At 37.1% G+C, this 26,250-nt stretch carries 24 protein-coding genes and 1 pseudogene; 7 read left to right on the top strand and 18 right to left on the bottom strand.

The window, feature by feature from the left end:
* Positions 1-102: 102 nt before the first annotated feature.
* The 13 genes from CQ022_RS08165 to CQ022_RS08225 all read right to left on the bottom strand — a co-directional run bounded on the left by CQ022_RS08165 (position 103) and on the right by CQ022_RS08225 (position 11,958).
* Positions 103-993, bottom strand: a complete 891-nt coding sequence (locus CQ022_RS08165) for a helix-turn-helix domain-containing protein (protein WP_105680937.1) — start codon at positions 991-993, stop codon at positions 103-105.
* Positions 994-1,199: 206 nt separating this feature from the next.
* Positions 1,200-3,446, bottom strand: coding sequence for a TonB-dependent receptor (locus CQ022_RS08170; protein WP_105680938.1), 2,247 nt, complete (start codon positions 3,444-3,446; stop codon positions 1,200-1,202).
* Between the two features lie 195 nt (positions 3,447-3,641).
* A complete protein-coding gene (locus CQ022_RS08175; protein WP_105680939.1) occupies positions 3,642-4,529 on the bottom strand; it encodes an urea transporter in 888 nt (295 codons plus the stop codon).
* A 159-nt stretch (positions 4,530-4,688) separates the two neighbouring features.
* Positions 4,689-5,390 carry a hypothetical protein gene (locus CQ022_RS08180; protein ID WP_105680940.1) on the bottom strand — a complete coding sequence of 234 codons (702 nt, stop codon included), beginning with the start codon at positions 5,388-5,390 and terminating at the stop codon, positions 4,689-4,691.
* Positions 5,391-5,534: 144 nt separating this feature from the next.
* Positions 5,535-6,323, bottom strand: a complete 789-nt coding sequence (locus CQ022_RS08185) for an urease accessory protein UreD (protein ID WP_105680941.1) — start codon at positions 6,321-6,323, stop codon at positions 5,535-5,537.
* Positions 6,324-6,962, bottom strand: coding sequence for an urease accessory protein UreG (gene ureG / locus CQ022_RS08190; protein ID WP_105680942.1), 639 nt, complete (start codon positions 6,960-6,962; stop codon positions 6,324-6,326). It lies immediately after the preceding gene.
* A gap of 125 nt (positions 6,963-7,087) precedes the next feature.
* The gene (locus CQ022_RS08195) at positions 7,088-7,780 is read right to left on the bottom strand and encodes an urease accessory protein UreF (RefSeq protein ID WP_105680943.1); all 693 of its coding nucleotides are present in this window, start codon (positions 7,778-7,780) and stop codon (positions 7,088-7,090) included.
* On the bottom strand, positions 7,773-8,282 hold the full coding sequence (ureE, locus tag CQ022_RS08200; RefSeq protein WP_105680944.1) for an urease accessory protein UreE: 510 nt from the start codon (positions 8,280-8,282) through the stop codon (positions 7,773-7,775). The genes CQ022_RS08195 and ureE overlap by 8 nt, the downstream gene beginning before the upstream one ends.
* On the bottom strand, positions 8,272-8,919 hold the full coding sequence (locus CQ022_RS08205) for a hypothetical protein (protein ID WP_105680945.1): 648 nt from the start codon (positions 8,917-8,919) through the stop codon (positions 8,272-8,274). Before CQ022_RS08205 ends, ureE begins: the two co-directional genes overlap by 11 nt.
* Positions 8,920-9,031: 112 nt before the next feature.
* Positions 9,032-10,753 (bottom strand): urease subunit alpha, encoded by a 1,722-nt coding sequence (gene ureC, locus CQ022_RS08210; protein ID WP_105680946.1) that lies wholly within the window; start codon positions 10,751-10,753, stop codon positions 9,032-9,034.
* A gap of 1 nt (position 10,754) precedes the next feature.
* Entirely contained in the window at positions 10,755-11,123 is a 369-nt protein-coding gene (gene ureB, locus CQ022_RS08215) for an urease subunit beta (protein ID WP_105680947.1), read from the bottom strand.
* 12 nt (positions 11,124-11,135) lie between these two features.
* The gene (gene ureA, locus CQ022_RS08220; protein ID WP_105680948.1) at positions 11,136-11,438 is read right to left on the bottom strand and encodes an urease subunit gamma; all 303 of its coding nucleotides are present in this window, start codon (positions 11,436-11,438) and stop codon (positions 11,136-11,138) included.
* Positions 11,439-11,592: 154 nt separating this feature from the next.
* Positions 11,593-11,958: a hypothetical protein gene (locus CQ022_RS08225; RefSeq protein ID WP_105680949.1), complete on the bottom strand. Its 366-nt coding sequence runs from the start codon at positions 11,956-11,958 to the stop codon at positions 11,593-11,595.
* Positions 11,959-12,364: 406 nt separating this feature from the next.
* Between CQ022_RS08225 and pruA the strand changes: the two genes are divergently transcribed.
* From pruA to CQ022_RS08240, 3 genes are all read left to right on the top strand, one after another.
* Positions 12,365-13,990 (top strand): L-glutamate gamma-semialdehyde dehydrogenase, encoded by a 1,626-nt coding sequence (gene pruA, locus CQ022_RS08230; RefSeq protein WP_105680950.1) that lies wholly within the window; start codon positions 12,365-12,367, stop codon positions 13,988-13,990.
* 404 nt (positions 13,991-14,394) lie between these two features.
* The gene (locus CQ022_RS08235; protein ID WP_105680951.1) at positions 14,395-14,616 is read left to right on the top strand and encodes a cytochrome C551; all 222 of its coding nucleotides are present in this window, start codon (positions 14,395-14,397) and stop codon (positions 14,614-14,616) included.
* A 315-nt stretch (positions 14,617-14,931) separates the two neighbouring features.
* Positions 14,932-15,141, top strand: coding sequence for a hypothetical protein (locus tag CQ022_RS08240; protein WP_105680952.1), 210 nt, complete (start codon positions 14,932-14,934; stop codon positions 15,139-15,141).
* 319 nt (positions 15,142-15,460) lie between these two features.
* Here CQ022_RS08240 and CQ022_RS08245 read toward each other — a convergent pair whose 3' ends face one another.
* Entirely contained in the window at positions 15,461-17,089 is a 1,629-nt protein-coding gene (locus CQ022_RS08245) for an AraC family transcriptional regulator (RefSeq protein ID WP_165791598.1), read from the bottom strand.
* A 300-nt stretch (positions 17,090-17,389) separates the two neighbouring features.
* Between CQ022_RS08245 and CQ022_RS08250 the strand changes: the two genes are divergently transcribed.
* Positions 17,390-18,550, top strand: a complete 1,161-nt coding sequence (locus CQ022_RS08250) for a thioredoxin family protein (RefSeq protein WP_105680954.1) — start codon at positions 17,390-17,392, stop codon at positions 18,548-18,550.
* A gap of 65 nt (positions 18,551-18,615) precedes the next feature.
* Here the strand turns inward: CQ022_RS08250 and CQ022_RS08255 are convergent, their stop codons facing one another.
* From CQ022_RS08255 to CQ022_RS08270, 4 genes and pseudogenes are all read right to left on the bottom strand, one after another.
* Positions 18,616-19,317, bottom strand: a complete 702-nt coding sequence (locus CQ022_RS08255) for a hypothetical protein (protein ID WP_105680955.1) — start codon at positions 19,315-19,317, stop codon at positions 18,616-18,618.
* 137 nt (positions 19,318-19,454) lie between these two features.
* A pseudogene (locus CQ022_RS08260) lies at positions 19,455-19,688 on the bottom strand (3-oxoacyl-[acyl-carrier-protein] synthase III C-terminal domain-containing protein); the annotation flags it as partial.
* Positions 19,689-20,032: 344 nt separating this feature from the next.
* The gene (locus CQ022_RS08265; protein WP_123864407.1) at positions 20,033-20,806 is read right to left on the bottom strand and encodes a hypothetical protein; all 774 of its coding nucleotides are present in this window, start codon (positions 20,804-20,806) and stop codon (positions 20,033-20,035) included.
* Positions 20,807-21,064: 258 nt separating this feature from the next.
* Complete coding sequence (locus tag CQ022_RS08270) at positions 21,065-22,087, bottom strand: 3-oxoacyl-ACP synthase III family protein (RefSeq protein ID WP_105680957.1); 1,023 nt, start codon at positions 22,085-22,087, stop codon at positions 21,065-21,067.
* A 73-nt stretch (positions 22,088-22,160) separates the two neighbouring features.
* Between CQ022_RS08270 and CQ022_RS08275 the strand changes: the two genes are divergently transcribed.
* From CQ022_RS08275 to CQ022_RS08285, 3 genes are all read left to right on the top strand, one after another.
* Positions 22,161-23,060 carry a CorA family divalent cation transporter gene (locus CQ022_RS08275; protein ID WP_105680958.1) on the top strand — a complete coding sequence of 300 codons (900 nt, stop codon included), beginning with the start codon at positions 22,161-22,163 and terminating at the stop codon, positions 23,058-23,060.
* A 98-nt stretch (positions 23,061-23,158) separates the two neighbouring features.
* Positions 23,159-24,745 (top strand): patatin-like phospholipase family protein, encoded by a 1,587-nt coding sequence (locus CQ022_RS08280; protein ID WP_105680959.1) that lies wholly within the window; start codon positions 23,159-23,161, stop codon positions 24,743-24,745.
* Between the two features lie 33 nt (positions 24,746-24,778).
* Positions 24,779-26,248, top strand: a complete 1,470-nt coding sequence (locus CQ022_RS08285) for an FAD-binding oxidoreductase (protein ID WP_105680960.1) — start codon at positions 24,779-24,781, stop codon at positions 26,246-26,248.
* Positions 26,249-26,250 lie beyond the last annotated feature (2 nt).

The raw sequence follows: 26,250 nt of genomic DNA on the forward strand, positions 1-26,250 counted from the left end.
ATTTGCTTCGCAGTGAATTTTTTATTCTGTACTTCATCAACCCATTGACTATTCACTTGCGCAGCAAAAATTGACCATTGACATTCAATTATATTCTTTATATCAAACCGAAATCCTGTTGTTGTTCAAAAACTGAACTCTGTATTCCTTTGGCGTAATGCCTGCAATTTTTTTGAAAAGCTGTGTAAAATGGGAGGCGGTATGAAAATTCAATTCGTAAGCTATCTCCGCAATGTCTTTACTGGAGTGCAGTAATGCTTTACTGTAATTGATATCAATCTCGTTGATCCACTGTTTTGGGGATTTCTGAGTAACTCCTTTCACACATTTATTCAGATAACTTTCCGTTACCGACAGTTTATCAGCATAAAAAGCCACTCTCTTTTCTCCTACATGATATTTGAACAGAAGATCCCGGAACTGAAGGGACAGCTCCATTGGCCGTGTGGCAGATTTATGATGGGTATCAGAATCTGTACTCAGCATTTTGATTAAAATAAGATGAAGCATGGTAACTACAACGTCATTGACATTGAGGTTATTCAGCCATAGTTCCTGCTCCATGATCGGGAGAAGCTGGGTAATCGTTCCATAGGTCAGGCTGTCAAGATTCAAAAAAGGAGTCATGAAAAAAATACTGCTCTTATGCTTAGGCAGTTCCTGTTCAGACAGAATATTATTTTCATAGGCAAGGAAGAAACCTTCAATATCGTCTGATAATTCAACCGTAGCCGTGATGGTTCCCTGTTTAATAAAGATTACACCTCCTTTTTCAGCGTGGTATTCTTTATTTTCAAGATACTGTCTGATATGTCCATTGGTCACGAAAATAATAAAATTGAACGTTGTACGGTACGGAATGACCGGCATGAGAATACCTTTAAGATAATTTTCTATCCGATACAGCTGTATATCAGCATTATTGGCTAATATCTTATCCGTAATATTCGGGAGAAAAAGCTTTTTATATTGAAAATTGGATAAAACTTCCATAGTGAATTGATTATTACAAATTTAATACTGAAAATTGAATATTTGGATGTTTTTGTAATTTGTACAATGTCGGGTGTAAAATGTATAATGTATAAGAGTAACATTATTTGAACAATCGCTTTTTTTTATTTTAAAATATTCAACAAACAATTGCCAGCGCCACATTATACATTATACATTATACATTATACATTATACATTATACATCAGAATTTATAGTACACTCCTACTCTCACTCCAAAAGGACTTCCCGGAGTATACGTAAGGTCTGTAATAGGTTCTGCTTCCCCTTTCAACTGGGTTTCTGTGGCAAACTGAGCTTCGTTCCATTTTACATTGAAAAGATTGTTCAGCTGCACATTAGCGCCCCATGTCTGACGGTTATAAGAAAGCATCAGGTCATTCACAAAATAAGCTTTGGTTCTGATGCTGTTATCTTCCACAGCAGGTCTTGCTCCCAAATATCGGTACTGCAGCCCTAAAGAAAATCCATGCAGGAAATCCCAGTTTACAGATCCTGTACTGGTTACTACGGGAGCCAGCGGCACATAATCCTGTCCTTTTTCTTCTTCAGTAAATCTTGCATGGGAATAGTTGATGTCCGCATTCAGATAGAAGTTTTCCAATGGCTGAAAACGAACTCCAAGATCGGCCCCGAAACGTCTTGATTTTCCGGAAGGCTCTACTACGGCATCATCTCCTACATACACAAATTCCTGCTGAAGATCCATATACCACAATGCCGGAGTAATAATCAGTGATTTGAATGGATGTAATCTTACTCCGAAGTCTGCGCCAATAGAGTACGGAAGTGTATTTTCATTTTTATTGGGAACTACCACTCTCAGGTCATTGGAGTGAAAGCCCATTCCTGTTTTCAGGAACCACATTACGTTATCATTCTGGGCATAGGAGAAATTAAGTTTAGGGCTCAGTCTTGTCGCTTCTTTTGACTGTCCGGAAGGCAATTGTTCCGCATCCAGCAGGTTATGCATATTAAAAATAAAATGATCTACTCTCAAAGCCGGATTAATTGTCCATTTCCCTGTTTTCCAAACCAATCCGGAATAAGCATGAAGATTGGTTTCTGTTCCTGTTACATCCGACAATCGGTCTAACAGAAGATCTCTGTGATACACATGGTTAAGCTGCAGGGTATTAATATCATCATTTCTTAATCCAATTCCTGAAGTCCAGTTTAAAGAACTGTTGGCGAATGAAAAAGTCTTGATGTATTTTACTTCAGCTCCGTAAATATTTCTTCCGTCCGTCTGCTGAATCTCGTCTCCATGCTCTTTATCTTTTAAATTAAAGGTAAAATCAGAATACAGATTGAAATTATATTTTGAATAGAAAGCCATGGCATCAATCTGTTCGGAAGGAGAAATAATATGTTTAAAATTCATCTGAAGGTTTGTTCTGGAAGTTTTTCCGCCTTCTGTAGGATCAATACTTCCCCATCGTCCGATGATTCCTTCATCTACAGCACGTTCGGGAATTTGTCCGGAAGCATTCCAGGAGGAATTAAATGTTGAGAACTGGATATTGAAATAGTCTTTATCCGTAAGCCACTGGTTGTATTTTCCGAAGATATTGACTCTGTTAAAATTCTGTTTTACATCAAAAGGACCGTCTGTATAATTGTACTCTGCTGCGATATAGGCATTTTTTCTCCCCAGATCATCATGCAGAATATTGAACATTCCCAATACTCTTTTTGAATTGAATGAACCTCCTTCCAGTTTAATCATACTGTTTTTCAAACCATTGTACGTCTGAAAATCTACGTATCCAGCTGTATTAAAGTCTCCACGATCCATGTAATAGGCTCCTTTTCCGAAATCAATATTATTAACGGTTTCAGGAATCACAAAATGTAAGTCTGAATATCCCTGACCATGGGCATGAGAGACGATATTCACAGGCATTCCGTCTACATTTACGCTTACATCGGTACCGTGATCGGCATCAAATCCTCTTAGAAAAAGCTGTTCAGCCTTTCCACCTCCGGCATGCTGCGCAATAAACAATCCCGGAACTTTTCTCAACAAATCCTGCGCTGAATTTACCGGAAATTTGTTCAGATCAACCTTTGTAATAGCAGATAAAAACGAACTGTGATTAATGGCTACTTCAGAAATCTGAAAAGGTTTATGTTGTAAAAAAATAACTTTATTTTTATCATCATTGTTGGCCACCACCCATTTTACCTCATCGTATCCCTGACGGCTGATCACAAGGGTATCAGGAAGGGATTTTACAGGAATAGCAAATGTTCCGTCTGTTCCTGTGTGAGTATGGCTGTTTCCGTGGTCATATTTTACCAAAGCATCTGCAATAGGAAATTTGTCATCTGCATCTTTTATTAGCAACTGTTTTTCTGCTTCCTGCGCCATTATTTTTCCACTGAATGCCATGACCAGAAATACTGCGGCTATTTTCGTTATTTTCATTTTTTTAGTTTAATTATATTTAAATTTTAGAAGTTAGAAACCAGAGGTTAGAGGAATATCAATAGTGAATTTTGCTTCGCAAGTGAATGGTCAATCATCGTGAAAAAAACTTTAAACCTCAAACCTTAAACTTTAAACTTTGAACATTGAACTGTCTCACTCTCAAACCCTCCAACTCTAAGACTCTCTCACTCTTTATTTTTTTGCTTTAATAAATACTTTCTGAATTAAAAGCGTAATCCAGGTTCCGGCTACAAATGGGAATGTAAATACACCACCCACTCTATCCAGACAGTGATTATCAATTAAAAGATCATCAATAGCAATGGTTAAAAGAACGGCAATCAGTACCCACAGACCATCTGTTTTCTTTACTCCGGAGAAAACAATTGCGGAAAGCACGGCATTAAATCCAAATAATCCCATGTGAATTTCTTTGATAGGTTCTCCATTCAACTGAGATAATCCTGCTCCCAGTATAGAAGCTGCCAATCCATATAAAGCCGCTATCGGAGAACTTATGAAAACAGCCAGGAAGAAAATCATTCCTGAAAGTATTCCTCCCTGAAATATTACTTCTCCAAAACCATTGGTACAAGCAAGAAAATCATCATATTCTGTAGGAATAACTTCACTGCTTAACATCGCAGAAGGCGGAATATGAGTAAAATGATGCAGCGTGAATACCAATACCCATGTGATAATGATAAATGGAAAAGTAAATACCGGAATTTTCTTTTGGATAAAGAAATGCTGAATAACAGCCGCCAATGCACCTCCCAATACGATAAGAATCCAGATTAAGAATGTTGTCTGAAACAAAAAGGACAATGCTACTCCCACAAGGGCTGCACTGAAGCCGTAAAGCCCTGCATTGATTTCAGATTTGGCATAGCTAAGTTTCATCGCCGTAAAAGTTCCGGCCGCTGTGGAAAGTAGTACTGCAACTCCACACTGCCAGCTTCCCATAAAAATTCCTATAAGAAACAAAAGGCCTGTCCATCGGTTTTCCTGGAGCATAATCTGCCCGATTCCTTTTAAAACATTATCGATAAAGGGTAGTTTTTTGAAAAATTCGTCCATAGTTTTTTTTGTATAATGTATTTTGTACAATGTAAAATGTATTGATGATTTGAAGTTAATAGCTGGAGGTTGGAAGCTGGGAGCTGAAAGTAGGACTTTACCCTAAAGCTCTCACTCACTCTTACCCTCAAACCCTTTCATTCGAATCCCGAAACTCGTTTACCATCCAAGAAAGACCATTCCGACACCGCAAACGGTTACTACTGCTCCGCTTACCACTCCCATATACCTTTCCAGTTTTTCAGTGTTGAATAATGTTGAGTAGCCATAGCGTCCCAAAAGAACCATTCCAAGCATTGTCAGGACTGTAGTTGCCGTAAACGAAATAACCAGAACAGCAATTTCAGACATGGAATGTTTTACTCCTGAATAAAATAATAAAGGAATAAGAGGCTCACTGGGTCCCATCACGAAAATCATAAAAAGCACAAGCGGAGTTACTTTTATTCTTTTTTGAGGCATTACCACTTCGCTATGATTATGTTCGTATACATAAACGTCATCTCCCATCACATCAAAATGTTTGTGAGGTTTGTTTCTGATGGCCTGAATGAGACCATATACCAGATAAACTCCTCCAAAGATCAGCAATGCCCATCCTGAAAAGTTCCCTCTGATATCCTGAAACCATGAGATTTTATTCAGCTGCCATCCGAGAAAAACTCCGATAAAACCCAAGATCAGAGAGCTCAGCACATGTCCAAATCCACAGACAACCGTTAATATTGCGGTTTTCATTCCGCTCCATTTTTTGGATTTTGAGATCACGATGAATGGCAAATAATGATCAGGCCCTGAAGCTGTATGTATAAAGCTTATTGAAACAGCACTTAAAAGAAGTGCCCAAACTGTACTATCCATTTTTATTAATTCTGTTATTTCAGATTTTTTATTAAGTTTTGGCTAAAGCCAATGGAAGATTTCTTTTTATTAAGTGGGCTAAAGCCCACTTCTATTGAATATGCTTCTCGCAAATTTTGTAAATGAATCAGTATGAAGATTCTTTTACTCCAACGACCAAAGGATTTCCTGAATATGAAGGAAAAAGTTGTACATCAGTTCTCCGCCATGTCCCAAAGCTCTTACTACAAAACCATTATCTTCCATAGCGGAAACACCCACTTCCATTTCTTCATGATGTTGTGTTGCGGCTTCAACAATCTCCTCAATCAATCCGGTTTTATCTACATTTTCTTTCGTACTGTAAAAAATAAGGGTTCCTTGGTGGGTATATTGTTCCAGATTTCCGATGCTGTTGATGGGGATCATATCAGGCTGGATCAGGACATTATCTTTCACTACCAGTTTATTGTTGTGGTAGATTTCCATCACATTCTGAAAACGCTTCAGTTTAAAAACTTCTCCATAATGTTTCCTTCCACAGGTAATGATCTCACTGATGATGATCTGACTGTTTTTCCCCATATGAATATTCGCTTTACTTTTAAAGTTGGAATCCTCATGCGGAACGATAGGATGCGGAACATAAGCAAAAGAAGTTTCATCTTCCATTGAAACATTCAGTTCCTGACGCGCTTCATCCTTCATATTGAAAAGCCTTTGATAGGATTGTGACTGTAACTGAAGGGCAGCTCCTTTTTCAATGGCAACGTCTAAATGGTAATGATCTCCATCCAGAATTCCCGGAGAGGAGCTCATCACCATCTGATAGAGCTTTTTGTCACTTTTTCGCTGTCCTACAGAAACTACTCTGAAAGGAAGTGAGACATAAAGGTCTTTCACATAGGATTCTCCTCCCTTGAATCCTGCAATAATTTTTAAACGACTATCCATTTATCTTACTAAGTTCGGTTCTTCAACTTCTTCTAAAAGAGCATATTTTTTGATCCAACCGATTACTTTATCCAATCCTTCATCTGTTTTAAGATTGGTGAATACAAAAGGATTTCCTTTTCGCATTCTTCTGGCATCATTTTCCATCACTTCAAGGCTGGCTCCTACGTAAGGCGCAAGGTCTATTTTATTGATAATCAAAAGGTCTGATCTTGTGATACCAGGTCCTCCTTTTCTAGGAATTTTCTCTCCTTCCGCTACATCGATAATAAAGATGGTAACGTCAGCAAGGTCCGGGCTGAATGTCGCTGAAAGATTGTCACCTCCGCTTTCAATTAAAACGAGTTCAATTTCCGGGAAACGTGCTGCCAGTTCATCTACTGCTTCAAGGTTCATACTTGCATCTTCACGGATAGCAGTGTGGGGGCAGCCTCCTGTTTCTACTCCAATAATTCTGTCGTGGGGAAGAAGACTGTTTTTCGCCATAAATTCAGCGTCTTCTTTGGTATAAATATCATTGGTAATTACTCCAAGGTCATACTTACCAAATAATTTTCTGCTTAAACGTTCTAATAGTGCAGTTTTTCCTGAACCTACAGGTCCTGCAACTCCTACTTTTATGTATTTTCTATTTTCCATTTTTTTTTTATTTTTTTTAACGCTAAGAGCGCAAAGTTTTTTTTGATTGAGAATATTTTACGATCGCAAAGGCGATTCACTCAGCAGAGGGCGATTCATCAATTTGCTCTTTTATCTTTTATCTTTTAGGACATATAAAGTCTTGAATACAGTCTTTCATGCTGCATACACCTGATATCAAAGGCGGTGTTGCAAAGTCCCACCATATCCCTGTCCAGCTCCATTGTTTCCCATACTGTTTTTTCCATTACGGGATATAGTGAGAATAAAATATCTTGTCCATCCAGCTGTCCGAGAGGAACAAGCTTTACCGCATTGGTGATCATTCCTGCAACAGAGGTGTAATAGAATCCCAAAAGAGCTTCATACAAAGGAATCTTCATTAAATAAGCATACACTCCAAATACAATACAGTAATGAGAATTGGCTTCTTTATTCTGAACTGCTTTTTCAAAAGCCTCCATAAAAGGGAAACTTTCCCGTCTTTTGAAAATCTTGATCAGTCTGAGCCCTAATTTCTGACTGGCCTGGCGAATTTCTTTCGGGCATTTTATGGCATTGCATTCATTATCGAGAAGTATCAATGTTTCTAAATCTCCTTTTTCTGCAGCTTTATAGGCCAGTTTTACAAAAGCTCCGTCATTGAATTTAAGATTGTACTGAAGCATATTCTGCACAAACTCTTTTGCCGTATCTGCATTATGTACAATTCTTTCCTGAACATACGTTTCAAGTCCGTTGGAATGGGTATATCCTCCGATGGGAAGTGTAGGATCTGCAAGATGAAGCAGTCCCGACAGGAAGTTTATGTTATTCATCTTTTGGGGCGGCCATTTTTAGGATTTTTGTGAAGATTGTTGAACCCAGACTTCCGTGTCCATGAGGTTCTACGTTCGATTTAAGAAGATTCAACAGTTTCGCAGATTGCTTTTCCGGTCTGAAACCACTTGCTTCCAACCATCTGAACATGGGCATTTCAAAAGGGAGCAATACTTTATCATTCTGAATGAAAAGCGGAATATGTTTGTTTCCGATCTCATAGCACACAGTACCCATTTCCAACAGTGAAGCGGGTGACATCACAATCGCTTCTGTTTCCAGAACATTGATTGCTATTATTTTTTCTGCATCCTCAAAAAGAATATCTCCTTCACGCAAACGCTGTCCCTCTCTTAGAAACTTGATCGCAATGTCAGTTCCTTTTCTGGTTTTTTTACGCTGAATTCTTTTGGTGGTTTCAAACCATTCCAAATCGAGATAGTCTATGGTTTTATCTGAAGAATTTTCAGAGAGATTGCCTATGATTTGATTAATTATCATTTTTAGATTTTTTTCTGAAGTCTAAGTTTTTGGAAATGCCTACCCCGAATGTTGAACCGCTGATTCCTGCTACATAGCTTTTTGTCCAGCCTTCTTCTTTCGTTTTGGTTTGCAGCATTGAAAGCTCAGCAAATTTGAATTTCAATGCCCAGCCTCCACCCAGCAAAATCCCGATCAAAGGATAGGCACGAAGACGGAATCCATTAAAGTTCTGCATGGCATCAGCAGCCGTTGAAAGTTGCTGTCCCCAGACATAATGAGCATCCACCTGCCCAATTAATACAAAGTATTTCCCAAGCATTACTGACGGACTGTACCAGAGGCCGGCCTCATTTTGCTTATAAACAACGTTATGGTCTACCGTATTCTGTGAGTAGGCATAGTTGACTCCAATAAGATCATTATTATTGATGAAGTATCCTACTCCAAGCGGTGCGCTTGAAACTGTACTGCTGCTGCTTGATGGTGTTGTAATTTTAGAATAATCTAATGAACCGTACACCATAAACTGCCCTTTGGGTCCATCTTCATCACTTTTAAGCCTGTGCCCGCCAAGAAACTGAGCGTTCAGATTTCCTGAAAGCACAGACATTCCGGCTACAGCAAGAGAAAAAACTGTTTTATTTAAATATTTCATTCTACACTTAGTTCTATAATTGTTTTACAATATGATCTGATAATTTTTTTTTGTTGTTAAATAAACCTAACAGGTTTTTGAAACCTGTTAGGTTTTATTCATAAAATTTATCTTAGAACAAGAAATACAGCTGTGTTAAAGGAAGTGTTTCTGCCGGTTCACAAGTGATGTATTCACCATCTACCGTCACTTTGTAGTTTTCAGGATTCACTTCAATCAGAGGAGTCTTATCGTTATGGATAAGGTCTTTTTTGGAAATATTTCTACAGTTTTTCACCGGAAGAATCATTTTCTCCAATTTGTAAGAAGCAATAGTTCCGTTGTCGATAGAGATCTGAGAAACAAAATTGGCACAAGTCCCAAACTTAGCTTTTCCATGAGCTCCAAACATATTTCTGTAAATAATAGGCTGAGGCGTAGGAATGGATGCATTCGGATCTCCCATTTTAGCAGCAATTACAAATCCGCCTTTTACAATCATTTCCGGCTTTGCTCCAAATAATGCAGGTTTCCAGATGACCAAATCTGCCAATTTCCCTTCTTCAATTGATCCTACATATTCTGAAATACCGTGTGCAATAGCTGGGTTGATGGTATATTTAGCTACATATCTTTTAGCACGGTAATTGTCATTCTCTGTATTTTGGTCTTCTTCCAGAGCACCTCTCTGCTCCTTCATTTTACTTGCCGTCTGCCAGGTTCTTGTAATCACTTCTCCGGGTCTTCCCATCGCCTGGGAATCCGAACTCATGATGCTGAAAACACCCATATCATGAAGAATATCTTCTGCGGCAATGGTTTCAGGACGGATACGAGAGTCTGCAAACGCCACATCTTCAGGAATATTTTTACTCAAATGGTGGCATACCATCAGCATATCCAAATGCTCATCAATGGTATTAACTGTGTAAGGACGTGTAGGGTTTGTAGAAGCCGGCAATACGTTTGGATACATGGCAGCTTTAATAATATCCGGAGCGTGACCTCCACCTGCTCCTTCAGTGTGGAAAGTGTGAATTACCCTTCCGTTGATTGCTCTCATGGTATCTTCAAGAAATCCTCCTTCATTCAGAGTATCGGTGTGGATGGCCACCTGAACGTCATATTTATCCGCTACTTTCAATGCTGCATCAATGGTTGCAGGAGTTGCTCCCCAGTCTTCGTGGATTTTTACTCCTAAAGCACCTGCTTCTACCTGCTCTTCAATAGGTTCCTCTGCCGAACAGTTCCCTTTCCCGAAAAATCCAAGGTTCATAGGATATTCTTCAGCGGCTTCAAGCATTTTCTGCATATTGAATCTTCCCGGAGTAACGGTTGTAGCATTCGTTCCATCATTTGGACCTGTACCTCCGCCAATCATTGTTGTGATTCCACTATATAAAGAAGTTTCAATCTGCTGAGGGCAGATGTAGTGAATGTGGGTGTCAATTCCTCCTGCTGTTACGATATACCCTTTTCCACCATGAACTTCCGTGGAAGCTCCAATAATCATATTGGGAGTCACTCCGTCCATTGTATCGGGGTTACCTGCTTTTCCGATTCCTACAATTTTTCCGTCTTTGATTCCGATATCTCCTTTTACAATTCCCCAGTGGTCAATAATTACGGCTCCTGTGATACAAAGATCCAAAACACCTTCATCTCTTTTAGCAGTAACATTCTGTCCCATTCCGTCGCGGACTGTTTTTCCTCCTCCGAAAACGGCTTCGTCTCCGTAGTGCGTGAAATCTTTTTCAATTTCAATAATAATTTCAGTATCTCCCAGTCTAATTTTGTCTCCGGCTGTAGGACCTAATATATTGGCGTATTGTTTTCTGTCTACCTGTAAGCTCATCTTAGTGATTTTTAAAGTTTAACTCTTCAACTTTTGCAAGGCTTGCTTTTTTCTGTTCTTCAGAATCCACCTGTCCATCGACAAGATTGTTGAAACCCATTGCTTTTTTAATTCCTCCTATTTCGACCAATTCCACCTCTTTTTCTTCTCCCGGCTCAAATCGAACGGCAGTGCTTGCTACAATATTCAGTCTCTTTCCGAAAGCTTTTTCACGGTCAAAACTCATGGCTTTATTAACTTCGAAAAAATGGAAGTGTGAACCTACCTGAATAGGGCGGTCTCCTGTATTTGTTACTTTTATTTTTACAGTTTCTCTGCCTTCATTACAGATAATTGTACCTTCTTTTACAAAAATTTCTCCTGGTATCATAATCGGTAGGTATTAACGGATTGGATTGTGTACGGTTACAAGTTTAGTCCCATCCGGGAAAGTGGCTTCAATCTGAACATCGTGGATCATTTCTGCCACGCCAGGCATTACATCCTCTTTAGTAAGAAGATGAGCGCCTTCCTGCATCAATTCGGCTACTTTTTTTCCATCTCTTGCTCCTTCAAGCAAAAAATGGCTGATGAGTGCTATGGATTCCGGATAGTTTAATTTAAGGCCTCTTGCCTTTCTTTTTAGAGCGAGCTCGCCTGCCAGAAATAGCATAAGCTTCTCCGTTTCTCTCGGTGTTAAGTGCATAATATTTTTATTTAAAATTGGACAAACAGAATCCCGTTCACCTTTCTGCAAAGGCAAATAGAAATGTTCAAAAATGTAAAATGGGAATGATTTTTATGGACTTGTATTGACATGAATACAAATCATAACGGATCATTAAAATTTTAAAAAGGAATTAGCAGCGTGCTATCTGCAGGGAATGATACAGAATGTATCTTGGTTCGGTAATATAAATACGGGTTTGAACGGCCGCAACACGTGTATTGTAAGTATAATCTGCAAAGAAATAGTGTAACCACTGCTGTGCAAGTATCGAATAGTCAAATTTCACTTTCTCCCAGTCGTTGGAATCCTGTACATCCTGTGCATCTGAAAAGCTATACATTTCAGGCTGGGTCTGCTGATCAGATTTCTGCTGGAGGAGATGAATTTTTGAAAGAATATCAGAGTATGGTTGAGTTTTCCCTGTATGTGCAAAAAGACCTGCACACAATGCTGAGAAAAATATCACAAAAGAGAAAAATAAGACTCTTTTTTTCATACTGTTAATAATGGTGTAAAATTAGAACAATCTTAAAACCCAGGCTATCAAAAAAATTATTTAAAATGTTCAAAATCGCAACAAATGCAATTTTATATATTTTTAACATTCCATTACAAATCCCTTATTTACAACACGTAAGCACTATTTACAAACTATGACAAATATTTAATTGTCCTCATTCCCATAATTCTGATTGTTCATCTTATCTTTTCCTTCTATTTAAGAAATCGAATAAATACATCTTGTATTCTCAATTTCATATGTTAAAAAACCATTATCCATTAATGATTATTCAATAATCAAGTTTATTCCATAAAAGCAGGCGGTATTTTTTTCTTTCCTTATAATTATCGTAAATTTGTATACACATCTTATTTAATTTAATAAAATAATAAAACGTAATATGTCAAAAGCAATTTCGCAAGTACCATTAGCGGTAAACGAGCCGGTAAATTCTTATGAACCGGGATCTCCGGAAGTTAAAAGCCTTATCGACACTTATAAAAAAATGTGGGCTGAAAAGGTAGAAATCCCAATGATCATCAACGGAAAAGAAGTAAAAACGGATACAAAAGTACAGCTTCAGTCTCCACAGGATCATGCTCATGATTTTGGATTCTACTATCAGGGTGGTATGCAGCATGTGGATGACGCTATCAACGCGGCATTGGCAGCTAAAAAAGAATGGAATGAACTAGGCTGGGAACAGCGTGCAGCAATTTTCTTAAAGGCAGCTGATCTTTTGGCTGGTCCTTACAGAGATGTGATCAACGCTGCAACAATGATCGGACAGTCTAAAAACGTACACCAGGCTGAAATTGATGCAGCTTGTGAGTTCATCGACTTCTTAAGATTCAACGTTGAGTTCATGACAGAAATGTATTCTGAGCAGCCGGTTTCTGACAATGGAATCTGGAACCGCGTTGAATACAGACCATTAGAAGGATTCTGTTTTGCCGTAACTCCGTTCAACTTTACAGCAATTTCCGGAAACCTTCCGACTTGTATGGCAATGTTAGGAAATGTAGTGGTTTGGAAACCTTCTGACAAGCAGGTATATTCTGCAAAAGTAATCATGGATGTATTAACAGAAGCGGGTCTTCCTGCCGGGGTTATCAACATGATCTTTACGGATGGAAAAGAAACTGCTGAGAAAGTATTGGCTCACCGTGATTTTGCAGGTCTTCACTTCACAGGTTCTACAAAAGTATTCCAGGGAATGTGGAAAATGATCGGAGACAATATCCACAACTACAGAACATATCCAAGAATCGTTGGAGAAACTGGTGGTAAAGATTTTGTAATCGCTCACCCGTCTGCTAACGTAGAAGCTGTAGCAACTGCATTGGTAAGAGGTGCTTTCGAATATCAGGGACAAAAATGTTCTGCTGCTTCAAGAGCGTATGTACCTAAGTCTCTTTGGGCTGATGTGAAAAAAGTAATGGAAACTCAGATGAACTCTATTAAAGTAGGTTCTCCAGAAGATACTTCAAACTTCGTAAACGCTGTAATTGATAAAAATTCTTTCGAAAAATGTAAAGGATACATCGACAGAGCAAATGCTTCCGGTGAAGCTGCTGTAGCAATCGGTGGAAAAGTTGACGATTCTAAAGGATGGTTTGTACACCCAACAGTAATCGAAACTACAAATCCTCACTACGAAAGTATGGTAGAAGAGATCTTTGGCCCAATCTTATCGATCTACGTATATGAAGATCAGGACTGGAAAGAAACACTAAAACTTGTAGATTCTACTTCTCCTTATTCATTGACTGGTTCTGTATTCTCACAAGACCGTTACGCAATTAATGAAGCTTTTAAAGCTTTAGAAAATGCATCCGGTAACTTCTACATCAACGATAAACCAACTGGTGCCGTAGTAGGACAACAGCCTTTCGGTGGTGGTAGAGCTTCAGGAACTAATGATAAAGCAGGTTCTAAAATGAATCTTCTAAGATGGACCTCTGTAAGAAGCGTAAAAGAAACGTTTGTTTCTCCAAAAAACTACAAATATCCATATTTAGGGTAGTTCATAAGTAATAAGTAATAGGTAATGAGCAATGATTGCCTGTTCTTTATATACAGCCTCGGAATTTCGGTTTCGGGGCTTTTTTTATGGAGGTGCGTGTTTCGGGGTACGAGGATTCGGGTTCAAGGTTCAAGGTTTAAAGTTTAGAGTTTAGAGTTTAAGGTTACTGGCAGTTAACAAAGTACTTTCATTTCCATAACACACTCCCATCCCTAGCTCCTAACTCCTAACTCCTATTCCCTATTCCCTATTCCCTATTCCCTATTCCCTATTCCCTATTCCCTGCTACCTGCTACCTACTACCTAACATCTTTTAACAAACTTTACCGATATTTTACGATTTCCCAGGTACTGTTAGGAATAATTATTGATTTTTTTGTTACTACACCCCAAAATAGAAGAATATGAAAAAGTTATTGTTAACAGCCGTTGGAATAGGAATATTTGCAGTGAGCTGTGGAACCAAAGAATCGACAATGTCAACCAGTAGCCGGGATTCAGCAACAGTAGGTAATACGCAGAAAAGTATACCTCCTACAACGACTGATACCATGACTACAAAAATGACGAATCCTGACAGTATCAAGATAAAAAAGGATTCTATGGCAACGTCTCCTGTCAAATAGTATTTATATAACATTCGATCTAAAAATGGAAAATCTGCAGATGAAAGCTCTGCAGATTTTTTTTATTGAATAACCAGAAATGTTGAAGTTATCATCAAGTTTTAGCTTTGAAGGACTATTATTTAGGTTTGGGCTAAAGCCGATGATGATATATTATTTTTAAAGGTGGGTTAAAACCCACCCCTATTGAATTTTAATAACAACATCTTTTATCTTTTATCTTTTATCTTTTATCTTTTATCTTTTATCTTTTATCTTTTATCTTTTAATTAAATCCTTATATTTGATTACCATCAACAATCAAAATTAACTATTATGAAAAAATTATGGATAGGAGCTGTTCTTGGACTTCTTTTCCTTGGAAGTTGTGCTCAAAACAAAGAAAAAAGAGAGGAATATAAAGAAGCCCACAATAAAGATTCTTTAAGAAATAAAATGGGAGATTCTGCTGTGGCCAACTCCATCCCTTCACCCACAACCTCTGATACTTCAAAAGTAAAAACCGACAGTACAAAAGTTAAATAAAATCACAAATCCACAGAAATCTGTGGATTTGCACTTAAAAAAACTTGACTGAAAAAAAACCGGGCAATCAACCCCGATTATAATATATGGTTCATATTCCTGATCAGAAGAATATTTTCCTTAAAAGCTAAAAAAAGGGAATTGCAGTTTGGGCTTACTCTTATCTTGAAAGAAGAAAATAAAAATGATAAGCTGCAGCAGAATTACATCATGTCCCGTGAAACTGACGCAAAGATATACCAGCAAAGCTTTTCTTTAAAATAATAGGTTGTTCATTTTCGTGAAAATGGTAAGGTAGAATTAAAAAAACAAGCTGTTTTTAATCATTTTCGGGAAAATGGACATTTTTGTCTGATTGATTTTCAGTATCCAGATATTTGATATAGGCTGATGGAGAATAGTCTGTAACCGCTTTAAAGACAGCAGCAAATTTACTGTGTGAAGAGAATCCGCACTCATCGGCAAGAATACTTATTTTATATTGACGGTACTTTTCATCATTGATTAATTTGTCTACAATATAATTGATTCTTAGACGATTGACATACGTTTTAAAGTCCGCACTTTTATGCTGATTGATAACATAAGACAGATATTTTGTATTGGTATTCAATTCACCGGCAAGAAAAGAAAGGGACATTCCTTTGTTGTTATAAAGATCACCTTTTTCAAAATCTTCAAGAAGTTCAAGCAACTTTGATTCAGTTTCGGAAGTCATCAGGGAATCATTCCGTCTGCGGTCTGCTTCAGAGTCTTTTTCATCAATTTCTTCCACAGATATATTGGAAAACTCAGCACCATCGGATTGTTGTAAAGAATACTGAGTTCTGTTACTGATCATATTTAACTGAGCTCTTATAATATTTCTGAACTTTGAACGCTGTTTTTTCTGCTTTGCCCTGAATACAACAAGTAAAACAACAAGCGAAGTAAACAGAATGATAATGGCCGCATTTTTTACCAGATTCATCTGCCCTCCTTTTTTACTGTTTTTTCCTTTCAGCATCTCTCCCCCTTTTGCAGCAAAACTTTGATTACGGGCTGCAATGCTGTCATAAGCACGTATATATTTCACAGCATATAATGAAGCTTTAAAATTGTCTCCAATTCCTTCATAGTAATCATTAATATTGGAATAAACGGCTTTTTTAAGTTTAAGACTTCGGGATGTGTCTGCAATTTTTTCTGCTTTTTTAAGATACAGCTCAGCATCCTTCCAGTTTTTCTGCTTCAGGCGGATACCTCCGAGCCCGTTATAAACCAGCCCCATTGTACAGCTGCCATTTTTAAGGAGTCCTTCCGCTTTTCGATAGTAATCTTCGGAAACAGAATAATCATTAAGTTTGAAATAGACCTCTCCCAACAGCTGATATGAAGCTGCTGCCGTTCTGCTTTCGTTATAGCTGTTTATTTTTTCAAAATATTTCAGAGAGGATTCAATATGCCGTATCGCATTGGGATAATTCCCCAGTTCCATCTCGTAGAAAGCCATTTCCTGATTCAGGAGCCCTGCGGCTTCATTACTTTTTTGAAAATCGGTAATCCGTCCGGAAGCCTCCAGCCCTTTTATAATATATTTTTTGGATCTTTCGTATAACCCTACCTGTCTATATTGCCTCGCAAGTAATCTGGTCACCACGGCCATCCATTCCGGATCATTCATCTGATTGATTACCGAATGGGCATTTTCACTGAAACAGATTGCTTTTTTAAGTTCTCCTGCATGATGATATAGCTCAGAAGAAAGAACAAGACATTTGATCTTCTCTGAAGATGTTTGTGCCCTCATATAGAGAGAATCTGCGGTTTTGATGGCTTTGGGTAAATCCTTATAGGCTGTAACAGAAGAAGTCTTCTCACAGATAAGGTCAAAGTTATTTTTTTTCTGAGCGAATATGGGGACTGCTGTTGCCAGCAAAAACAAAAATTTCAGAAGACTTTTAGGCATAAAAAAACAAATTATTATTTTTATTCTATAATAATTCATCATTATTTTCACGGAGTGTCTTTTTGTTTTTTACAAAACTAGTGATATTTTATTTTTTATTAAAACATTATATTGAAATTTAATCATTTACCTTAAAACAGCCATTTGCGTTAATTTTAATAATAAGACTAAAACAATAGATGATTATCTTTCATACGCCTTGATAGCTGTTTTAAAACTAAAGTTCCTTAATAATTATTTTCAATATGAACGACTCATATGTCATCATATTTATTACATTTGCAGGGAATAAAAGTTTTTATGAAAAAAATAGCCATACTTTCCTCAATCTTTATAGGAGCCCTTGCATGGGCGCAGGGAATTAAATTTGAAGACAGCAATTTTGCTTCTATCCTTGCCAAAGCAAAAAAAGAAAAAAAACTGGTCTTTATTGATGCATATGCCTCATGGTGTGGACCTTGTAAGCTGATGGTGAAAAATATTTTCCCGCTTCAGTCTGTAGGTGATTATTACAATTCTCACTTTATCAATGCTAAAATTGACATGGAAAAAGGAGAAGGAATTGAGCTTGCCAAAAAATATAACGTAAAAGCATTCCCTACCTATCTGTTTATTGACGGAAACGGTGAAGCAGTACACAGAACGTTAGGATATGTAGAAGAAAAAGACTTTATCCAGTTTGCCAAAGATGCTGAAGATCCGAATAAAAGACTTACTTCTCTGAAGCAGCAATTTGAAAAAGGAGAGAAAAACCCTGAGTTTTTAAAGAATCTTGCCGGACTTACCTTATATAACGATGCTGAGTTTGCCGGAAAAGTAATTAACCGTTACTTCCAACAGAAACCCAATTTAGATCAGGAAGATATCCAGATGCTTCTTTCAGGAGTTCAGACAACAGATAGTCCTTTGTACAAGATTTTCCAGGATAAAAAAGCAGAGATCATTAAATTCTTCCCTGAAGATAAATACGAAAAGTTTGATAAAAACATCAAGCTGAACACCGTTTCTAAAAAAGCTTATAACCCGGATACAAAAAAATGGGATGACAACTATTTCATGGCTGAAACCCAGAAATTCCTGAGCAAAGAAGAGGCTGACAAGATTTTAAAAAGAATGAAAGCCAACAGAGCTTTAAAGAACAAAGATATTCCTGAGTATGAAAAATTAATCCTTGACCTTTACAAAGATTATTCTGCAGCAGGTTCTGAAGAACTGAATTCTCTTGCATGGAACTTCTTTGAAAATGTAAGCAATAAGACCTCCCTGGAAAAAGCAATTACATGGGCACAAGAATCTGTAAAGAAAAACCAGAACTTTGCCAATACAGATACGCTAGCCAATCTTTACAATAAAGTAGGAGATAAGAAAAATGCAAAAATGTGGGCTGAAAAATCTATTGAACTGGCAAAAACTACCGGACAGGATTCTTCTGACACAGAAAAGTTATTAAAAAGCCTTTAATAGGGTATATTATATCAATAAGAAACCGCAGAACGAGAGTTCTGCGGTTTTGTTTTATTTAATACTTAATTATTATATACCAGAACCTGCATCTTAGTAAGCATGGCTTCTGTATCACCATTATAACCTAAATAACCAGAAGGAACAAAATTAACAGTAGCGCTTCCAGACCAGGCAGCATATTGAACTTTAAAAGTATAAGTTCCTGCTGTGAGATTCACTGACTTCAAAAATGTTACCGGAACCGGCATACTTGCCAACGTTGCTCCGCCAGGAAAATTTCCTGCCTTAGAAGCAAATGCTGAAGAAATTTTGACCCCATTTTGCAAAAGAGTAAAAACGCCCTGACTTGAATTACCGTCCGTTAAGGTTGCGTATCCTAAAATAGTAAATAAAAAAGTCTGAGTTCTTCCAGCAGGCACCGTTAAAGTAATCGTAGCCCCAGGTACATCAATTGTGGTTCCCTGAGCAGCTGTAGCAGCAGTAGTTCCCTGCACATAATAAGCGCTATTAATAGTTCCGCTTATTGTATTCAGCGTCTGCCATGAAGGAGCTGTCGCAGGCCCGTTGGAAGTCAAAATTTGCCCTGTTGTACCTGAAGAACCTGCCGTAGTGGCATTACCACCTACGTTTATTTCATTTACTACCTGCAATGAACCATTAACGTGTAAGGTTTTTTGAGGAGTTTCTGTTTTAATTCCTATACTTACTTGAGCAATCAAGGATAAAGAAAATAGAAAAGCTACCAAAAATAAGTGTTTTTTCATTCGTTGTGTTTTTATAGATTACCAAGACAAAAGTATATAAAAAAATACAAAATCAGTAATAATTAATAAAAACACAACGCTTTATCGAAAAAAATCTATAAGATTAACCCATTCTATCTATTAAATGCTTTAAAAAATTAATATTCAAACAAAACACTTCCCCACGTAAATCCGCTTCCGAAAGCTGAAAGAAGAACCAAATCTCCTCTCTTGATTTTTCCTTGCTCAATCGCTTCACTTAAAGCAATGGGAATAGAAGCAGCCGTTGTATTTCCGTATTTCTGAATATTGTTAAAGATTTTTTTGTTTGGTAATCCGAATTTCTCCTGAACAAACTGAGCAATTCTAAGATTCGCCTGGTGTGGAATGAACTATTAATATGCAAAGTTTTTAAGAAACTTGAAGTATTACTCTAAAAAAGGCCAAGATAATAAATAGCCTTTCACATTTTATTCTATATTTATTTACTAAAATTACTATACGAGACGACTTCTTAATGAATATTATCAATCAAAATTGATAAATTAATTTACAAACTCTATACTTTTTAACACCAATTACAAAACCAACAAAATACACACGCAAAAAAACTAATAATCAATAAACAATATCAATATTATGATCAAAAATGATAAGATATAAAAACCTTTATACAACAAAAAGCATAAACTGTAGTTTATGGTTTTTAACTTATTCGTGATATACTACAATAATATTAATCAGCTATTCGTAATATGGAAAGCTGCGTAGATTTTTGGAGAAGAGTCATTCCCGTTCCCGTACAATTTCCTGATTGCCCTCTCCCCAACTCAATATTCCATACATAATTGGAAGTGATTCTTGTAGTAAATGTAATGCTTCCTCCATGGTTTGATAAGGCACCGCTTAAATGAGATACAGCACTATGTATCCTTTGAGCATTAGGGGAACTCCCAACTGGAAAATCCGCAAAATAAGAAGAAAGATTGCAGGATCCATTGTTATGGGTTGCTTCATACGTAAAAGTAATCGCGTACAGGCCTGGAGTAAATGTAATCTGAGATGCTCCCAAATAAGTAATCCCGCTTCCTGGGCTGTTGCCTATTTCTAATACAGGAGCAAGAATCTGCTTTTCCCCAGCAGTTTGTACACTCAAAAAATTATTCATATGAGAATTTAATTGAAAAACTGCCGGTCTTGGGATACCCAAAGTATTCAGAGTAGAAACATTCACAATAATGTTCCATTCGCTGCCATCATTATAATACAGGCCAGGGATTACATTGTTAGGAGAAGTGCCCGCTGTTGATGTATTATAAACTAACATCCCTTGTACATGTTCGCCAAGTGGTGCAGGAGAGTTCGTACTTGTCAGGGCAACACGTGGAGGTAAAAGCCCTTTGTTTGGGGAAACAATATCCAAGGCTGCATTGGGATTCGGATTTGGAGTATTAACGCCTATACTTCCCGTTTGAGCAAAAGCATGAACTGACAATGATAATACTACCATTGACAAAATAATTTTTTTCATCATTTTTTATAAATTAAACTTTGTTCTTTAAGAATTGTGCTTTTTATATTGACTTCATTGTAATAAATACCCAAAGCCTATTATGTTGATGTAAATTTTAAGCAAATGTAAAATCAACGATACAAAGATATTCAATAAAATACACCATTCCAAGCATTTTATTGAATATCAATTGATTACACGACATCCATTTAAAAAAAACTATTTAATTTATTAAATGATTAAAAAAATTAAGAATTAATATTCAAATAGAACACTTCCCCACGTAAATCCGCTTCCGAAAGCTGAAAGAAGAACCAAATCTCCTCTCTTGATTTTTCCTTGCTCAATCGCTTCACTTAAAGCAATAGGAATAGAAGCCGCTGTTGTATTTCCGTATTTCTGAATATTATTAAAAATCTTATCATCTGGCAGTCCAAATTTTTGCTGAACAAACTGAGCAATTCTAAGATTTGCCTGATGTGGAATGAACATATCAAGATCTTCAATGGTTTTTCCTGCTTTGTTCAGTGCTTCCATCATGGTTTCCGGAAATCTTGTTACGGCATGTTTGAATACAAAGTTTCCGTTCATAATAGGATAAACTTCTTTATTGGTAACATTCTCCGGTTCTTTTCTCATTCTGTCACTCCATCCGAATTTAGATCCCGGAAACTGTGTACATAATTCATCGGCATATTTCCCTTCAGAATGCATATTCATCGCTAAGATATCTCCTGCATTTTCATCTTCTGATGCAGAAAGAACAACAGCTCCTGCTCCATCTCCAAAGATTACAGAAACCCCTCTTCCTTCGTCAGAAAAATCCAATCCGAAAGAATGAACTTCTGCTCCTACAACAAGAATATTTTTATAAGTTCCCGATTTAATAAAGGCATTCGCAACACTCATAGAATAGACAAATCCTGAACACTGATTTCTTACATCCAATGCTCCAATGGTATCACATCCCAACATATCCTGAAGCAATACTCCACATCCAGGAAAATAATAATCCGGAGAAAGTGTTGCAAAAACAATATAATCAATATCCTTAGCAGTCAGACCTGCTTTTTCAAGGGCTTTTTCAGAAGCTTTAAACCCTAAATAAGCGGCTGTTTCCTGAGAATCATTTCTATTTTTACGATGTCTTCTTTCTTTAATACCTGTCCTTTCCGTAATCCACTCATCATTGGTAGTCATGAGTTTTGCCAAATCATCATTGGTAACAACGTTATCTGGAACATAAAATCCAACACCTTTTATTGTACTTTTAATCATATAGTTTTTTAATTTTGGCAAAGATAAAGCTTATTTAACACATAGTTTTTCAAAATATTAGTATTTTTACTTTATGCCAATTGATACGATATACAGAACCTCCCAATGCGAATGGGTAGATGTAGAGGCTCCTACTGTAGAAGACCTGAAATTTCTTCATGAAAGATATGAAATCAACAATCTTCTCCTGGAAGATACCATGGATCCTAATCACCTTCCGAAATATGAAGAAGACGGGAATGTAAAATTCTTCCTACTCCGTGAAAGTACAGAACTGGAAAGAAAGAATTTGAATACCATCAGCGATATCAGCACCAAGATTGGAATTTTTTTGGTTGAAAATACCATTATCACCATCCACAGGATGAAAACCAGAAGCATCACCGAAGTCAAGAAGAAAGTTTCGTTAATTCAGGAAGACCTTAATCCTCAGCAGATCACACTGATGATTGCTATATTGATCATGAAAAGTTTTGATGATGAATCTTTAAGTCTGTTCGAAACGATGGACAATATAGAGAATGAGATTTTCCTTAAAAATACCAATCATACCAGCCAGATCCGCCGTCTTTACAAGCTGAAACGAAAATCAGGATTAAATTCCAGGGTACTGGTGATTTCCACGGATGCTATTGATAAATTTAAATTACTGAATTTACAGGACTCTGAAATTGTCGATTTAAAGGATAAACATAAGGATGTAGTGGCAGATTTTGACCACTTGAATATTCAGATCACCAACCTTATTTCCATGTTCCTGGCACTTTCGGATCAAAAGGCGAACCAGGTCATGAAAGTTCTGGCTATTTATTCAGTTTACTTCTTGCCGATTACTTTTATTGCCGGAGTTTATGGAATGAACTTCGATAATATGCCTGAGCTTCACCATAAATATGGATATTTTATAACGTTGGGAGCCATGGCAACGGTTGTGATCAGTACATTTATTTATGTGAGACGAAGACAGTGGTGATTAATTTTATATCAACGCAAAGATTTTATCTTCGGTAAAATATACATCGGTTGATTGCTTTTTTGCCTTTAACCCACACACCATCAAAACAAAATACCATGACCACTGAAAACCTCAACAAAATTCTGGGAGATCCTTCTCTTTCACAGGCATCTAAAGATAAACTGCTTGCCTTACACGAGAATATATCTGCCAAAGAATTCTCTGATCTTCTGGATCAGAATGGTAATCAGTATGTAGAATTTGTTCAGGAAGGTGGCGGTGTCTGGGGAAGCGCATTGGTAGGCTATCTTTACGGACTGGAAATATTCGGCATCCGTTTTCTGAAAGTAGCAGGAACGAGTGCCGGAGCAATAAACACCATGCTCATTGCAGCCTGTAAAACCAAAGAAGAATCTAAAAGCGCACTGATCAAAGATATTCTTTTCAGTTGGGATTTTTCAGATTTCATGGATGGGAAAACCTATGTAAAAACAACGCTACATGCGATGCTGAACAACAAAGATTTCTTTAAGATCAATGCTGTTATTGCCGCTATCCTTTTTATTATTCTGATCAGTATTCCTTTTTTAGCTCCTTCAACAACAATTCTGAATGCCAAACTGATGTTTCTGATTCCTCTGATTCCGGCTGTCATTCTCTTTTTCTGTATTCAAAAGCTGTACAATAATTTCAGGAAAGAAAACAGCGGGCTGAATCCGGGAAATGTTTTTCAGAATACCATGCAAAATGCACTGGAGCAATTTGGAATAAAAACGGTTGCCCATCTCAATGAAAAATTCATTCAGAAAGAACAGGATCTCAACCTCAATTACCGTTACGGAAACGGACAGGAATATTATCTGATGGCCCTTCAAAGCATTGAAAAGATTAAAGTTAAAAACCAGGAACATATTGATCAGACCCGATACAGAATTTTCTATGAAAGTGCTGTCAACAATGATTATTATAAAAACAACCCGTTTTATCTGCTGAAGTCTGAATATGTAATCATTACCACCGATATCAATGCTAAAATTAAGGTAGAGCTTCCTACGATGGCCAATCTCTACTGGTCTGAAGAGGAACTGAAACACATCAGTCCGGCTGAATTCGTAAGAGCCTCTATGGCGGTTCCCCTTTTCTTTGAACCTTTTCAGAAACAAATCAATAAGGACAACGATTCTGTAAAATATGCCTGGAGATACTGGATGAATACCAAACCGGAAGATATTAATCCCGCCGGAGTTTTCATTGATGGCGGCAGTATTTCCAACTTTCCTATTGACCTGTTTCATGCTGATGAAGTTTTTTATCCGAGAATGCCTCTTTTCGGAGTACAACTGACGAGCGATTCTGCTATTCTTTCTGAAAGAGGTAAAACCAGTGAGGAAATCCTCAAAACGCCCTTCAGTTATGCCGGAAATATCATCAGTACTCTAAAAGGATTTAACGACAAAACATTCCTTACCAAACATACTTTTTATCGTTTATACAGCATACAAAGCGTCAACTGCGGAACCAGCAGCTGGCTGAACTTTTTCATGAAAAAAGAAGAAAAGGAGGAACTTTTCAACAGAGGTTTTCAGGCTGCCCTTGATTTTCTTAACACATTTGATTGGGAAAAGTACAAATATGAAAGAATGATGCTTACCATGAAGGAGAAAAAAATACTGAAAGAAGAAGATACACCTACAGTGGGGTAAGGATTTTTAAGTATTTTAGCTTTTTAAATATCCATGAAAAAGAGACCTATTTTTATCCTTGGGATGGTCATGATCCTTATTTTTATTTCTATTCCTGTTATTCATGTTCTTAAAACAAAATGGAACGAGTCTGATATTAAAAACGAAATTCCTGAGGGGTATACCAATGATGCAAGCCAGCTGAATTTAACAAAGATTGATACCCTGATTAAAGTTCCGGCTTCCCAATCTGAAATTGAAAATCAGCTTCGTCAGATCATACAATATGCAAAAGAAAAGAATTTAAAAATCTCTATTGCCGGTGCACAGCACAGTATGGGCGGACATACCATCTACCCTAACGGTATCCTGCTGAATATGCTTCCTTATAAACATATGGAACTGGATGAAAAGAATAACATCCTGACCGTTGGATCCGGAGCTTTATGGGAAGATGCAATCAAATATCTGGACAAACATGGAAAATCTATAGCTGTGATGCAGGCCTTCAGTTCTTTCTCTGTAGGAGGATCAATGAGTGTCAACGGTCACGGATGGCAGAAAAATCTTCCCCCAATTTCTTCCAGTGTAGTTTCATTTTCCCTGATGGATCAGAGTGGGAAAATTCTCAATTGCAGCAGAGAGGAAAACCCTGAGCTTTTTAAACTCGTGATCGGTGGATATGGTCTTTTCGGGATTATTCTTGATATTAAATTAAAAGTAGTTGATAATGTAGCACTTCAGTATAAATATATCCGTTTAAGTACTGATAAATATCCCAGCTATTATAAAAAATTCATCTCAGGAAACCCTGATGTCAACCTGGTTTTTGGAAGGTTGAGAATTTCTGATAAGCATTTCCTTGAAGAAGCAACCATCAATTATTTTGAGAAAGCCAATGAAAAACCTTTACCGCTTCCACTTCAAAATGCTAAAAATGAAGAAACAAAACGTCTTGTATTTCGAAGCACCGTCAACAGTGAATATGGGAAAAGGCTTCGCTGGGATCTGGAAACCGGAATGAATAAAATGACCAAAAATGCCGTCTATTCCAGAAATGAACTTCTGAATGATCATGTTTCCCTAATTGAAAATAAAGATCCTAATTCTACAGACCTTCTGCAGGAGTATTTTATTCCGGAAAGAAACTTCAGTCAGTTTATTAAGGATATAAAACCTGTTTTGAAAAACTCCGGTTTAGATTTACTTAATATCACCATCCGCGCAGTGAATAAAGATGAAGACAGCTATATGAATTATGCCAGGGAAGATGTTTTTGGATTTGTATTTTTATTCAATCAAAAAAAGACAGACAAGCAGGAAGAGGCCATGAAAATATTAACCAATAAACTCGTTGATATTACATTAAAAAATGAAGGTACCTTCTACCTTCCTTACCGCCTTCATATCGGCAAAGAGAAAATGAGAAAGGTATATCCGCAGGCAGAATCTTTTTTCGAACTGAAAAGAAAGTATGATCCTTCTGAGATTTTTGATAATAAGTTTTACCAACACTATAAATAAAA

It is taken from the genome of Chryseobacterium culicis (assembly GCF_002979755.1).
In the GTDB taxonomy this organism is placed as follows: domain Bacteria; phylum Bacteroidota; class Bacteroidia; order Flavobacteriales; family Weeksellaceae; genus Chryseobacterium; species Chryseobacterium culicis_A.